The following is a 13,898-nucleotide window of genomic DNA, read 5'->3' on the forward strand; positions in this document are numbered from 1 at the left end:
GGGTTCTGGCGGACACAGGTCCGCGATCTCGTTCCACCGTTCGGTCTCGATGAGCCTGTCGTTCCCACCCCGTGACCTGTTAGCTCCCACACCGCCCACCGGCCCGATCGTGGGGACGATCCCCTAACGACCCCGATGCCCCCGCACCCCGATCCCCTAACGGTCGACGGCAGACAGGGGGCCGCACCCCCTGTGCCCGTGACCCGCGGATTCGTAGCGTCGTTCCCAGATCCCCACGACTCAGGAGACACGCGATGGCCACCAACGCCGTACTCGACTTCATCCTCGGCCTGTTCCGCGACGAGAAGGAACTCGCCCGGTACTGCAGCAACCCCGAGGCCGTCCTCACCGAAGCCGGACTGGACGACGTGTGCCACGCCGACATCGTCGCCGTCGCCCCGCTGGTCGCGGACAGCGGTCTGTTCGCCGGGACCGCCGCCGAACTGACCGCAGCGCTGAACGGTGCGGCGAACGTCGGAGCGTCGATCGCCGGCACCGCTGCGGCCGGCCTCGGCGGAGCGGCAGGTCTCGGTGGAGCAGTGGGCCTCGGTGGCGCCGCCGGCCTGGGCCTCGGTGTCGGAGCAGGACTCGGTGGCGGTCTGGGGCTCGGCGGCGGACTGGACCTCGGCGGGACCGTCGGCGCGCACACCGGGATCGTCGCCGATCTCGGTGCACAGCTCGGAGCGGCGCTCGAAGCCGGTGGCGAGCTCGGTGCTTCCCTGGGAGCGGCACTCGGTGGTGCACTCGGCGCGGGCCTCGAACTCGGTGGAGCCCTCGACCTCGGGGGTGCCCTGGACGTCGGTGGGGCACTGGCCGGAGCGCTCGAAGGCGGACTGGGCCTGGGCGTCGGTGCCGCCGCCGATCTCGCCGCCGCGATCGACGCGGCTGTCGAGGCCTCGGGCGGTCTCGGCGCCGACCTCGCGACCACCCTCGAAGGAGCACTGGGTATCGGGGGCACGCTCGGTGCCGATATCGGCCTCGCCCTCGGTGGCCTGCTGGAATCCGCCGTCGACGCCGGGGGCGCGTTCTCGACCGAGCTCACCGCGGCCCTCGACGGCGGCGCCGAACTCGGTGTCGCGCTCGGCACGACACTCGGGGGCGTGCTCGGCGTGGGCACGGAACTGACCGGTGCGCTCGGCACGAGCCTGGGCGGTGTCCTCGGTGGTGTGGCCGATCTCGGTGCCGGCCTGGGAACCGACCTCGCCGCCGGTCTCGACGCCGGCGTGGGCGCGACCCTCGGTCTCGGTGCGTCCCTCTCGGCCCTGCTCGGAGCGGGCGGCGGCGCTGCGGCCGATCTCGGTGCCGCGCTGGGGACCGTCATCGAGAGCGGTGCGCACGGTGGCCTGCTCGGCGGCGTCGACCTCGACGCGGTCCTCTCCGGTGGTGGTGAGATCGATGCGGAGACCGGTGCGGGCATCGACCTCGGCACGGTGGTCGGTGGGGTGCTCGGCGGCGCGCTGGGCCTCGAGACCACCGCGACCACCGAACTGTCGTCCGCGCTGAACGTCGCCATCGGCTCGACCACCGATATCGGCGCGACCGTCGATTCGACCGTGCAGGCGGGGACGAGCCTCGGAACGGACCTGTCGTCCGTCCTCGGCTCGACCTTCGCGACCGGTGGTGCGGCAGGCGCCGAGCTCGGCCTGCAGCTCGGCAGTGCACTCGAGACGGCCGCGGGGTCGGTGCCCGTCGATGCGGGTGCGGATCTCGGCTCGCAGCTCGCGACAACGATCGGCGGCAGCCTCGGCGCCGGTGCCGAAGCCACCGGTCAGCTCGGCTACGCCCTCGACGGAGCGCTGGACGCGGCGGCGGAACTCGGGGCCGGAGTGAACGTGGGCGCGGACCTCGGCGCCGCGATCGATTCGGGGATCGGCGCGGCCGGTGGACTGGGAACGTCGGTCGACCTGGGTACGGCAGCCGACTTCGAGAACGCGCTCGATCTCGGTGGTGCAGCAGATCCGGGTACTGCCGCCGACCTCGGTGTCTCCGGCGGACTGGAGAGCGCAGCCGACCTCGGTGCCGAACTGTCCACGCAGGTGGGGACGGCCCTGACGGGCGGAGTGGATACAGCTCTGTCGGGTGGTGCGGAGAGCTGGGCATCGGTCGGCGAGGACGTCTTCGGCTCCGCCTCGGGAGCTGCGGGACTGTTCGGCGAAGGCGGCCTTACCGCGACCTCCGGTCTCGACGGTGGCCTGTTCGCAGGCGCAGGCGGCGACTCTTCGCTCGGAGCCGGCGGCGACTCTTCGCTCGGTGCCACCGACTCCACCGACCTCGACGGACTGGTGCCCTGACCGCAGCGGTGCGGGCTCCGGGACATAATGGCCGGAGCCCGCACCGACGGAAGGCGAGTCGACGCAGCCCATGCAGCATTCACCGGATACGCAGCATCCATCCGATCCCTCGAGACGTCGAGCGCTCCTCGACCTGATCGACTCCGCGATCGCGCGCTCCCGCAGCGCCGGACGCAACGATCTCACCGACCGGCTGACGGCCGCCCGCACGAAGGTCACCGACCCGCGACTGCGGGTGGTCGTCGTCGGGGGTCTGAACCAGGGCAAGAGCCGGTTCGTGAACGCACTGCTCGGCCTCGAGGTGTGTTCCGTCGGCGACGACGAGACCACCGCGGTCCCCACGCTCGTGCAGCACGGGCAGGAGCCGTCCGCCGAACTCGTCCCGACCGGTTCGGCGCCGCGGATCGCCGTGCCTTTCGGCGACCTGCAGCAGGTCGCGCCACGCAGCGCCGGCCGGGACGTCGAACGGCTGGAGGTGAGCGTGCCGAGTCCACTGCTCGCCGACGGGCTCGTGTTCGTCGACACCCCGGGTGTGGGCGGGCACGGAAATCCGCACACCGCAGCCACATTGACGCTCCTCGCCACCGCGGACGCGGTCTTCGTCGTCTCGGATGCGAGCCAGGAGTTCACCGCTCCGGAGATGGCGTTCCTGCGGCAGGTGCAGACACTGTGCCCGGCGTCGGCGGTGCTCGTAACCAAGACCGACATGTATCCGCACTGGCGCGCGATCGTCGACGCCGACCGCGAACACCTGCAGCGCGCCGGGCTCGACCTGCCGTTGCTGCCCGTCTCGTCCCTGCTGCGCGAATACGCCCTGCGCACCGACGATGCGTCGCTGCAGCAGGAATCCGGCTTCGACGCGATCTACGACTTCCTGCGCGACCAGGTGGTCGCGCGCAACGCCGACTCGGCGCGCCTGTCGGTGGCACACGACGTGAAGACCGTCGTCGACCATCTCGCGCTCGGTTGCGAGAGCGAACTCGCCGCGCTGCGCGACCCCGAATCCGGGAACGCCGCGATCGAGGACCTGCGCCGGGCGCGCGCCGCGACCGAGGCGTTGCGGACGCGGGCGGCGCGGTGGCAGATCACGTTGTCGGACGGCATCGCCGATCTCGCGGCCGACATCGACCACGACCTGCGCGACCGGTTGCGCACGGTGACCCGCGACGCCGAAGCGTCCGTGGACGAGTGTGATCCGGGCAAGGAATGGCCCCGGCTGGGGCAGTGGCTCGCCGAGCAGGTCGCCGAATCGGTCGGCGACAACTTCGTGTGGGCGCACGAACGCGCCGGGATCCTCGCCGGCAGGGTGGCGGAGCACTTCGCGCTCGACGACGCATCCCTGCCGTCGCTGCATCTCGGCGACCTGTCGACGCTGCTCGATCCCGTCGAGAACCTGTCCGATCTCGAGTCCGGCCGGATCGGCATCGGTCAGAAGGTGCTCGTCGGCATGAAGGGTTCCTACGGTGGCGTGCTGATGTTCGGTCTCGTCACCACCCTGATGGGGATGGCGCTCGTGAACCCGATCTCGGTGGGAGCCGGAGTCGTATTGGGCACCAAGGCGTATCGCGACGACAAGCAGGTCCGGCTCGCCAGACGCCGCGCCGACGCGAAGAACGCGATCCGCGCCTTCACCGACGACGTGAGCTTCCAGGTCGGGAAGGAATCCAAGGACCGGCTCCGCCTCATCCAGCGGCAGTTGCGCGATCACTTCACCGAGATCGCCGAACAGACACTGCGTTCGCTCGACGAGTCGCTCGAAGCGACCCGTCAGGCCGCGACCGTGCAGGAACAGGAACGCCGGCGTCGGATCGGCGAACTCGACACGCAGGTCGCGGAACTGAGCCGATTGCGCGAGCGCGCCGCGGAACTCGCGGGAGTGTCGGCGTGACCCCGGCCCTCGCGCGCGCCCGCGACCTGCTCGACCGGGCACGCGCGTCGTACGGCGGGAACCCGGCCGTCGCGGACCGGCTCGACCACTGCGCCGCGCGACTCGATCAGCCGCTGCGGGTCGCGCTCGCCGGATCGCTCAAGGCCGGCAAGTCGACTCTGCTCAATGCGCTTGTGGGGCAGGACATCGCGCCCACCGATGCGACGGAGTGCACGCGCGTCGTCACCTGGTACCGCAATGGGCCCGTGCCGTCGGTGAACGCCTGGTACGACGGGGAGCGCCGCATGCCGGTGCCCGTGCACCGTCCCGACGGGCGTCTGACCTTCGACCTCGGCGAACTCACCGCCGATCGCGTCGACTTCATCGACGTCGAATGGCCCGCCAGCGCGCTGGCGCAGACCACCATCATCGACACCCCGGGCACGTCGTCGCTGTCGCAGGACGTGTCGGCGCGGACCCTGGCGCTGCTCACCCCGGAGGAATCGGCCTCGGGTGCCGACGCCGCCGTCTACCTGATGCGTTCGCTCGGCGCCGCCGACGTCGAGTTCCTCGAACGGATCGGCCGCCATGTCGGCGGGGGATCGGGGCCGCTCGGCATCGTCGGCGTGGTCTCGCGTGCCGACGAGGTCGGTGCCGGTCGCGCCGACGCGATGATGTCGGCGAAGCAGGTCGCGGCGAGGTTCACCGACGAACTCGAACGCACCGGACTGTGCCAGGCGGTCGTGCCGGTCGCCGGGTTGCTCGCGCTCGCCGCGCGAACGTTGCGGCAGAACGAGTTCGCGGCCTTCGAGGCGCTCGCCCGGGTGCCGTCGGACCAACTGCAGGTCGCGATGTTGTCGGCCGACCGCTTCGCGCGGCCCGACGTCGACCTGCCCGTCGACCCCGGGATGCGGGCACGTCTCGTCGACCGGTTCGGTCTGTTCGGCATCCGCACCGCAGTTCTGCTCGTGCAGCTCGGCGCGCGCGATTCACCTTCGCTCGCCGCCGAACTCGTCGCGCGCAGCGGGCTCGACGAGCTGCGTCAGGTCATCGACGTGCAGTTCGGTCAGCGCGCCGATCAGCTCAAGACCCATTCGGCGCTGCTGGCGCTCGAACGGGTGTTGCACGCGTGCGGCGATCACGACCTGCTGGGAGCCGTGCGACGCGAACTGGCCGACGACCACGGCTTCGCCGAACTCCGCCTGCTGGGCAGACTGCGGTCGGCGTCGGTGTCGTTGCCCGACGAGGAGGTCCTGGCGCTGCAGCGTGTGGTCGGTGGATCCGGGATCGGCGCCACCCGGCGCCTCGGACTCACCGACGACGCGTCGCCCGCCGAGATCCGCGCGGCAGCCGTCGACGCGGTGCGGCACTGGCGATCCCGCGCAGAGCATCCGCTGCTCGATCCGTTCACCGCGAAGGCCGCAGCGGTGGCGGCGCGCAGTGCGGAGGGGCTGGTCGCGGGAGCCGGCCGGTAGACGAGTTGTAGCCGGACGATCGGCTTGCACCTCACGTAACGTGAGGTCATAGCGTCGATCGTGCCGGTACACGGAGTGCCGGTGGAAGTGGGTGGACGATGCAGCAGACACGTTCCGGACAGCAATGGAAGGTGGGGCGTCTCGCAGCGGAGACGGGCCTGACCGTGCGGACCCTGCATCACTACGACGACATAGGCCTCGTGCGGCCGTCGGGCCGGACGGCGTCGGGTCACCGGTTGTACGAGGAGCCGGACGTCGAGAGGCTGTACCAGGTGCTGGTGCTGCGTCAGCTCGGGCTGTCGCTGGACGCGATCGCCACGGTCACCGACGGTGACACCTCGCTGTCGGAGATCCTCGATGCGCACCGTGCCTACCTGGACGATCAGCTCGCGGCAACCCGCACGCTGCGCGCCCAGGTCGAGATGCTCTCCCGCACGGTCCGAACGTCGCCGGATGCATCGGTCGCCGACTTCCTTCAGGTGATCCGAGGAGTGATCGAAGTGGACGACGTCTTCGAGAAGTATTTCGACAAGGGACAGATCGCAGACCTCGCGGAACGACGCGCAAGGCTGGGCGACGACGTCATCACGGCGGCGGAGGCGTCGTGGCAGGAGCTCATCCCACGTGTCGACGCTGCACTGAGTGCGGGGATGGATCCGGCTTCTCCCGAGGCCCAGGAGATGGCACGGCAATGGATGGGTCTGCTCGAGCAGTTCCACGGCGGCGACGAGGGCCTACGCGACAGCCTCTACCGCATGCACGAGGACAACGCGCAGCAGATCGAGCAGGAGTTCTGCGGGCCGAGTCGTGAACAGATCGAGTTCATCACGAAGGCGAACGAGGCGCGGGGGATGTGATCCGGCGGATCCCGGCCGCGCTCCGCGTCATTCGAGGCGGCCGGGTACCGGATAGCTGCGCAGCGACAGGCCGATCTGGCCGGAGACGATCAGGTCGTCGATCGTCTGCTGCAGTTTGTGGCAGGTGGGGATCCAGGCACGGCCTTCCTGGGCGGTGCGGGCCCGCGCGAACTCGGGGCAGACGCTGTCGGCGTCGTCGAGCCACTGGATGCTGGTGTGTGCCTCGCTGTACTTCTCGACGAGGACGCGATTGCTGCAGTGGTTGCAGGTGACGCTTTCCATGATCGGACCTCCTGGGGGCTGTGACAGCGACGGTAGTTGCGGCGACCGGCCGAGTCTCCCGTTCTCCCACGGAACGGGAGACCGTGTTCCGCTCAGCGGGCGGTATCCAGCGCGGTGCACCCTCATCTACCTGGGCTGTTAGGCTTCGATCATGCCCGAGATCGAGCCTGTCGCCGACGCTTCCGACGACAGCTACCCGTCGTTGCCCGCCACGAGTTGGGCCGTTCTGGGCATGCTCACCTTCGGTGAGGGACTCACCGGTTACGACCTGAAGAAGTGGGCGGACTGGAGCATCGGCTTCTTCTACTGGAGTCCGTCCGTCAGCCAGATCTACGCCGAACTCAAGAAGCTCGAGGCGGCGGGGCTGGCCGAGTCGGAGATGATCTCCGAGCCGGGGGAGCGTGGCCGGCGGGTCTACCGCATCACCGAACGTGGCACCCGTGCCGTGCGGAACTGGTCGCGGGCTGCGCCCGTCGAACAACCGGTCCTCAAGCACGGTCTCATGCTGCGTCTGTGGATGGGACATCTCAACGAGCCCGACGAGCTGAAGAAGCTCGTCCGGTCGCACATCGAGAACATGGAGACCATGCGGGAGCAGGCGAAGCTGCACGGCGATCACGCCAACCGCGAACCCGCATGGGCGTTCTCCCGGATGAGCCTGATCTGGGCCGAACGCTACTTCCAGGCCGAGATCGATCTGGCGAAACAGGTACTGGCCGACATCGACGAGGCGGCCGAGACCTTCTCGTCCGTCCGGGCCCGTGACGAACTGGGCAATCCTGTTCCGGAGGTCGCCGGGTCCTGGCGCGACGTGGAGGACTTCGTGCTGGGTCTCGAACGGCGCGAGCGCAGCTGAGTCGGCCGCTCCGCCCGGTGCGGGGACCGTCCGGGCAGAGCGGAGCGCCCTCAGGCGTACTGCAGGCGGGGCTGTGCCGTCGCTGCGGACAGGCCCGGGTGGTGCGCTCGCGGCACGACCTGCGCAGCGCGGGGGCGTCCTGAGAGAGATCGGTGGATCGCGTTCGCTGCCATACGGACCGGGGCGGCGTGGCGATGGTCGAACTTGACGTGGCTGGTCGGTCCGCAGATGGACAGGGCGGCGACGACATCACCGACGGGGCCGATCGGGACGGCGATGATGCCGATCCCGCCGGAGATCCGCGCCACCTCGTACGCCACGCCCGTCTCGCGGACCTTGCGCAGTTCGGGGGTGAGCTCGGTGAGGTCGTCGGTGCTGGGCGGGGTGTAGGCGAGCAGGGCCTTGCCGATCGCGGAATTGCGTGCGGGATAGCGGCTGCCGACGCGGGTGGGCAGCTCCGTGGCGAGCCGGCCACCGACCTTGTCGAGATAGAGCACGTCGGGCCCGTCGAGTACGCCGAGGTGCACGACGTAGCCGGTGGCGCGGTGCAGGTCGTGCAGGATCGGAGCGGCGGCGCTGTGCAGGCGGTTCTGGTGGACAGCGATCGAGCCGAGCTCCATGAGGCGGGTGCCGAGCTCGTAGTCGCGGCCCTCGCGGCGCAGCCACCGCATCTCGACGAGTCGTTCGAGCATCCGATGGGCGGACGAGCGGGGCAGCCCGGTTCGCCTGACGACCTGGGCGAGCGTGAGCCGTCCGGGGCCGTCGAAGGCGTCCAGGACGAGCGAGATCCGTTCGAGGATCGCGGTGGGGGTGGAGTCTGCAGTCGCGGGTGCGGTCACCGATATCTCCCTCGATCAGGGGCGAGAATCGCCACGAAACCCAACTGACGTAGGTCTTTCTATTAGAAATAGTGACACACGCGCGCGCGTTTGTGAAGTGGATCACCGAGATTGCACACCGAAGAGGGGGGAACCCGCTGTCCTCGTGGACGGGGTTCCCCCTCTTCGGGGAGCGATCTGCGGTTGTGCGGTGGTGCGCAGAGGGTGGTGCTACATGGCGGCGAGCGGCTCGCTACCGGACCAGTCGTGGCCCCAGTAGCTGTCGGCGGTGATCTCCTCGGACGTGTAGAACGTCTCGTCCACGAGCTGCCCGTCGGTACCGAACTCGATGTCCCAGCCACCGGGGGCGCGGACGTAGAACGACACCATCTTGTCGTTGGTGTGGCGGCCCAGCGTCGACGACACCGAGAAACCGTCCTTGACGACCCGGTCGAGAGCCTGGCCGACCGCGTCCAGGGTGTCGACCTCGACCATGAGGTGGATCAGGCCCGGAGCGCCGCCGTGCGGGGCGGGAATCAGCGCGAGGCTGTGGTGGCGCTGGTTGACCCCCAGGAAGCGCAGGCGGATCGGCCCGAACTCCGGCGGTGCCGGCAACCGGAAGGCGCCGCGCGGCAGGAAGCCGAGAACCTCGGTGTAGAAGTCGAAGGTGCCGTTGATGTCGGTGACCGGCAGGACGACGTGGCCGAGTCCCTGCGCGCCCGTCACGAACTTCGCGCCGAACGGCGTGACCACCGGGCTGTGGTCGAGCACCGCGCCGTGGAAGACCTCGAGGGTCGCGCCGCTCGGATCCTGGAAGGTGATGACCTCCTCCACCCGGCGCAGGTCGGCTTCTTCGACCGACAGCGGCTTGACCGCCACTCCGGCCGCCTCGACGGCTGCCTGGACACGTGCCAGAGCCGCGCGGTCGCGGACCTCCCAACCGATCGTGACGACCCGGTCGTCCTCGCCCGGCACCACCACGATGCGCGCGCTGCGCTCGTCCATGCGCAGGTACAGCGCGTTCTCCTCCGGCCCGGACCCCTGGGCGAAGCCGAGGACCTCGAACGCGAACTTCCGCCAGCGCTCCATGTCGTTCGTCTGGATCTTCACGTATCCCAGACCGCGGATGTCGGTGCCGAAACTTCCGGCGTCGAACTTGCTCATACTGTTGTCTCCGTTGTCGGTTCGGATGTGGGGGAAGGTCAGATCATCGCCCGCAGCGGACCCTGCGGGTCCACACCGAGGCCGCTCAGCGTCGCCGCGTGGTAGACCGTGCCCGGGACGTGGATCGCGTGGTGCAGACCGGCGTGTGCGTCGCGCCAGAAACGCTGCATCGGCTTGTCCATCCGCAGGGCGTTGCCGCCGCACCGGGCGTAGACCTGGTCGACGGCCGTGACGGCCTGCCAGGCGGCGTTCACCTGGGTCTCGCGGCCGAGAGCACGCTGCTCGAAGGTCGGCGTCTTCCCGGAGTCGACGATGTCCCACATGCGATCGACGTTGGCGAGCAACGAATCCCGCGCCGACCGCAGTTTCGCCGTGGCCTCGCCGATCGCGAACAGGGTGTAGGGATCGTCCTTGACGGCCGTGCCCTGCGGGTTGATGCGCTCGCGTTGGTACTCGTTGGCGTGGTGCAGCAGGCCCTCGCAGATGCCGATGGTGGCCGAGGTGATTCCGAGCGGGAACATGTTCGACCACGGCATCAGGTACAGCGACTCGGTGCGGCCGTACTTGCGGACGGCGGTGCCGTCGATGACCTCGTCGCAATCCATGACGCGGTAGTCCGGCACGAACGCGTCCTCGACGACGACGTCCTTCGACCCCGTTCCGCGCAGACCCACGACGTCCCACGAGTCGTCGATGATCCGGTAGTCGGACCGCGGGATGATCACGTGCAGCATGCGCGGCGGCATCTGCACGCTGCCGTCCGGGTTGCACGCCATCGCACCGAGGAACGCCCAGTCGCAGTGGTCGGTACCCGAGGAGAACGACCACCTGCCGGAGAACTTGTAGCCGCCGTCGACCGGAACGCACATGCCGCCCGGCATGTACGGCGACGCGAGCCACGTGTCCTGGTCCTCGCCCCAGACCTCCTGCTGGACCCTGGGATCGGCGAACGCGAGCTGCCAGGGATGCACGCCCACGATGCCGTGGACCCAGCCGGCCGAGGGGTTGAGCGACGCCATCCGCATGACCGTCTCGGCGAACTCGCGCGGATGCGACTCGAAACCGCCGTGCTCCTTGGGCTGCAGCATACGGATGGAGCCGGACTCCTTCATGCGCTTGACGGTCGCGTCGGCGACCTTGCCGATTCGTTCGGCCTCGACACCTTCGAGGAAGATGTCGTCGGCCGCGGCCTCGATGCCGGCCAGGACTTCGTAGCTCATGATCGTGTTCCTTCTGGTGGGGTGGGGGATGCGAGGAGGGGGCTCTAGGGGGTCGCGGTCGTGCCTTCGGTCTGCTTCGCGAGGTTCTCCGCGACCTCCTTCTGCCAGCTCGCGACCGCCCGGGTGGTGTCGATCTCGAACTCGAAGCGCTTGGTCATGTCCTCGGTGATGTCCTCGACATCGACGTAGAACTGCTGGTACCAGCGACGCAGCTGGTAGACCGGGCCGTCCTCCTCGGACAGCAGCGGATTATCGATGGGTGCCTTGTTCTTCCAGATCTCGACGTCCTGCTCGAAACCGAGCTGCACACCCTCGGCGAACTGCGCGGCCATCCCGGCGGCCATCTCGTCCGACACACCCGGGAGCTTCTTGACGATCGCGCCGTACTGCAGCACGAACTCGTTGTTGCTCACCGGGTAGTGGCAGTTGATGAGGATGGTCTCGATGGTCTGGCCGTTGGCATCGGATTCGAGCCAGTCGATCATGTACGACGGACCGAAATAGGTCGCTTCCGAACGCAGTTCGGCGTTGGGGTCGTCGTAGTTGGTGCCGCTGACGACGTCCTCGCGACCGGTCGAGTGCATGTACTGCGTGGCGGTGTGGCCCTCGAAGACGTTCTTGAAGTAGCGCGGGAACGAGTAGTGGATGTAGAAGAAGTGCGCCATGTCGACGACGTTGTCGACGATCTCACGGCAGTGGGAGCCCTTGATTCGCAGGCTCTTCCAGCTCCAGTCCGTCCACTCGTCGGTGCCATAACCGGCGATCTCCGGGATGGTGACGTCCTCCGGCGGCGGGTTGCCCTGCGGGTCGTTCCAGACGTACAGCTGGCCGTTGCGTTCGAGGGTCGTCCAGGCGCGGGTCTTCGCGATCGGCGGGACGCGCCGGGCGTAGGGGATGTCGGTGCACTTGCCCTTGCCGTTCCAGCGCCAGTCGTGGAACGGGCACGCGATCGAGTCGCCCTTGACCTCGCCGCGGCTCAGGTCGCCACCCATGTGCCGGCAGTAGGCATCGAGGACGTTGAGCTGCCCCTTGCTGTCGGCGAACACGACCAGCTTGGTTCCGAAGGCCTCGATGGAGTGCGGCTTGCCGTCCTGGAAGTCTCGGAGCAGGCCGAGGCAGTGCCAGCCCCGTGCGAAGCGGGTGGGAGCGGCCGCAGCCTGGATCTCGCGGATCTCGACGTCGTCGTCCGAACCGGACCGTGCGGTGTCGATGGACATGAATTCCTCCGTGCCGTCAGTGGTGGAGAGACTTGTGATGCGCCTCATGGAACTCGTCGGCCACTCGCCGTGTGAAGCGTGTCTCCCGCTGGATGGAATGCGACGAACCGGCGGGCAGAACAGGCCTCCCGTCACACGGGAGAAGACCTCCCGGATCGGCGTCACCGGTCGTTAGCGTCGCGACACGTCACGGCGAAAGGAACGTTCCATGACACGGATGACCGGGAAGGTCGCGCTGATCACGGGTGCCGCAGGTGGGCTCGGGCGCGCGTGCGCGACGCGGCTGGCCGAGGAAGGTGCCGACATCGTTGCGCTGGATCTGCCGGGCGGTCGCGCAGAGGCCGAACTGGACGAGACCGCCCGCCTCGTCCGTGCGACGGGCCGCCGGATCGTCATCGGGACAGCGGACGTCCGCGACGTCGACGCCGTGATCGCGGCGGTGCAGGCCGGAGTGTCCGAGCTCGGACCGCTCGACGTCGTCGTCGCGAACGCCGGTATCAGCGACAATCCGGGCCCGTCCTGGGAGATCGACGACGAGATCTGGAACCGGTCGATCGACGTCAACCTCACCGGAACGTGGCACACCGTCAAAGCCGGTGTCGCCGAACTCGATCCTGCCGGCGGCTCGGTGATCATCGTCAGTTCCACCGCCGCGATCAAGGCGGTACCGGGAGCGTCGCACTACTCGGCGGCGAAGCACGCGGTCACAGGTCTGGCCAAGACCCTGGCGAACGAACTCGGACCGCAGGCGATCCGCGTCAACACCGTTCATCCGGGTGCGGCGGCGACACCGATGACGCTCAACCCTGCGACCTTCGCGCGGCTGCGCCCCGACCTCGAGGCGCCCACCGCCGACGACGCCGCGGAGGTGCTGTCGACGAAGACGCTGCTGCGCGTGCCGTGGGTCGAACCGGTCGACGTGAGCAACGCGGTGCTGTTCCTGGCGTCCGACGAATCCCGGTACGTCACCGGGCTGCACATGGTCGTCGACGGCGGCCTGACCCAGAAGGTGGCGTGATGAGCGGGCGTCTGGACGGGAAGGTCGCGCTGATCACCGGCGCGGCGCGGGGGATGGGGCGTGCCCAGGCGGTGCGGTTCGCGCAGGAAGGTGCCGACATCGTCGCCGTCGACGTGTGCGCCCCGGTGGACCACGCGACCACTCCCGGCGCCTCACCCGCCGATCTCGCCGAGACCGTGCGACTGGTGGAATCGCTCGGCCGGAAGATCTGCGCCTTCGAGGTGGACGTGCGCGATCAGCCGTCGCTCGACGACGCGGTGGCGCAGGGGGTCGCCGCGCTCGGCCGGCTCGACGTGGTGTGCGCGACGGCGGGCATCAGCTCGTCGGGCCGGGCGACGGAGATGGACTCCGAACGCTGGCAGACCATGCTCGACGTCAACCTCACCGGCGTGTGGCGCACGTGCAAGGCCGCGATCCCGCACATCGTGACCGGTGGTCGCGGAGGCTCGATCGTGCTCGTCAGTTCGATCGCCGGTCTGCGCGGGCTCGTGAGCGTCGGGCACTACACCGCCGCCAAGCACGGTGTGGTGGGGCTGATGAAGTCGCTCGCCAACGAACTCGCCCCGCATCGGGTGCGGGTCAACACGATCCACCCCGCCAACACCCGGACCACGATGGTGGAGAACCCGGCCACGATGCGCACCTTCTGCCCGGGTGTCGAGAACCCGACGCGGGAGCAGTTCGAGACGGCCCTGCAGTCGATGCACCTGCTCCCCGTGCCGTTGATCGAACCCGAGGACATCGCGAACGCGAGCCTGTTCCTCGCATCCGAGGAATCCCGGTACATCACCGGTGTCACCCTGCCCGTCGACGCCGGGCACTGCGTCAAGTAA

12 protein-coding genes are annotated in these 13,898 nt (G+C 69.0%); 7 read left to right on the forward strand and 5 right to left on the reverse strand.

Going from position 1 to position 13,898, the window contains the following annotated elements; all coding sequences use genetic code 11:
• Positions 1 to 254: 254 nt before the first annotated feature.
• From ACPCXD_RS03625 to ACPCXD_RS03640, 4 genes are all read left to right on the forward strand, one after another.
• Positions 255 to 2,291, forward strand: a complete 2,037-nt coding sequence (locus ACPCXD_RS03625) for an IniB N-terminal domain-containing protein (RefSeq protein ID WP_423658450.1) — start codon at positions 255 to 257, stop codon at positions 2,289 to 2,291.
• Positions 2,292 to 2,361: 70 nt separating this feature from the next.
• On the forward strand, positions 2,362 to 4,179 hold the full coding sequence (locus tag ACPCXD_RS03630) for a dynamin family protein (protein ID WP_423658452.1): 1,818 nt from the start codon (positions 2,362 to 2,364) through the stop codon (positions 4,177 to 4,179).
• Entirely contained in the window at positions 4,176 to 5,633 is a 1,458-nt protein-coding gene (locus tag ACPCXD_RS03635; RefSeq protein WP_423658454.1) for a dynamin family protein, read from the forward strand. Before ACPCXD_RS03630 ends, ACPCXD_RS03635 begins: the two co-directional genes overlap by 4 nt.
• Positions 5,634 to 5,731: 98 nt before the next feature.
• On the forward strand, positions 5,732 to 6,490 hold the full coding sequence (locus ACPCXD_RS03640; protein ID WP_016695945.1) for a MerR family transcriptional regulator: 759 nt from the start codon (positions 5,732 to 5,734) through the stop codon (positions 6,488 to 6,490).
• A gap of 27 nt (positions 6,491 to 6,517) precedes the next feature.
• Here ACPCXD_RS03640 and ACPCXD_RS03645 read toward each other — a convergent pair whose 3' ends face one another.
• The gene (locus ACPCXD_RS03645) at positions 6,518 to 6,772 is read right to left on the reverse strand and encodes a hypothetical protein (RefSeq protein ID WP_016695946.1); all 255 of its coding nucleotides are present in this window, start codon (positions 6,770 to 6,772) and stop codon (positions 6,518 to 6,520) included.
• A gap of 151 nt (positions 6,773 to 6,923) precedes the next feature.
• On the opposite strand from ACPCXD_RS03645, the gene ACPCXD_RS03650 reads away from it, so the two are divergent.
• Positions 6,924 to 7,628: a PadR family transcriptional regulator gene (locus tag ACPCXD_RS03650; protein ID WP_059384616.1), complete on the forward strand. Its 705-nt coding sequence runs from the start codon at positions 6,924 to 6,926 to the stop codon at positions 7,626 to 7,628.
• A gap of 50 nt (positions 7,629 to 7,678) precedes the next feature.
• Here ACPCXD_RS03650 and ACPCXD_RS03655 read toward each other — a convergent pair whose 3' ends face one another.
• The 4 genes from ACPCXD_RS03655 to ACPCXD_RS03670 form a co-directional block, all read right to left on the reverse strand.
• Positions 7,679 to 8,467, reverse strand: coding sequence for an IclR family transcriptional regulator (locus ACPCXD_RS03655; RefSeq protein ID WP_059384615.1), 789 nt, complete (start codon positions 8,465 to 8,467; stop codon positions 7,679 to 7,681).
• A 210-nt stretch (positions 8,468 to 8,677) separates the two neighbouring features.
• Entirely contained in the window at positions 8,678 to 9,610 is a 933-nt protein-coding gene (bphC, locus tag ACPCXD_RS03660; RefSeq protein ID WP_106201336.1) for a biphenyl-2,3-diol 1,2-dioxygenase, read from the reverse strand.
• A gap of 38 nt (positions 9,611 to 9,648) precedes the next feature.
• Entirely contained in the window at positions 9,649 to 10,830 is a 1,182-nt protein-coding gene (locus tag ACPCXD_RS03665) for an acyl-CoA dehydrogenase family protein (protein WP_106201337.1), read from the reverse strand.
• 44 nt (positions 10,831 to 10,874) lie between these two features.
• Positions 10,875 to 12,047 (reverse strand): 3-ketosteroid-9-alpha-monooxygenase, oxygenase component, encoded by a 1,173-nt coding sequence (locus tag ACPCXD_RS03670; protein WP_106201671.1) that lies wholly within the window; start codon positions 12,045 to 12,047, stop codon positions 10,875 to 10,877.
• Between the two features lie 208 nt (positions 12,048 to 12,255).
• Here ACPCXD_RS03670 and ACPCXD_RS03675 point away from each other — a divergent pair, with 208 nt between their 5' ends.
• The gene (locus ACPCXD_RS03675) at positions 12,256 to 13,065 is read left to right on the forward strand and encodes a mycofactocin-coupled SDR family oxidoreductase (RefSeq protein ID WP_202400510.1); all 810 of its coding nucleotides are present in this window, start codon (positions 12,256 to 12,258) and stop codon (positions 13,063 to 13,065) included.
• Entirely contained in the window at positions 13,065 to 13,898 is an 834-nt protein-coding gene (locus ACPCXD_RS03680; protein WP_258259041.1) for a mycofactocin-coupled SDR family oxidoreductase, read from the forward strand. The genes ACPCXD_RS03675 and ACPCXD_RS03680 overlap by 1 nt, the downstream gene beginning before the upstream one ends.

The organism is Rhodococcus sp. AB351 (assembly GCF_049538275.1).
GTDB lineage: Bacteria > Actinomycetota > Actinomycetes > Mycobacteriales > Mycobacteriaceae > Rhodococcus.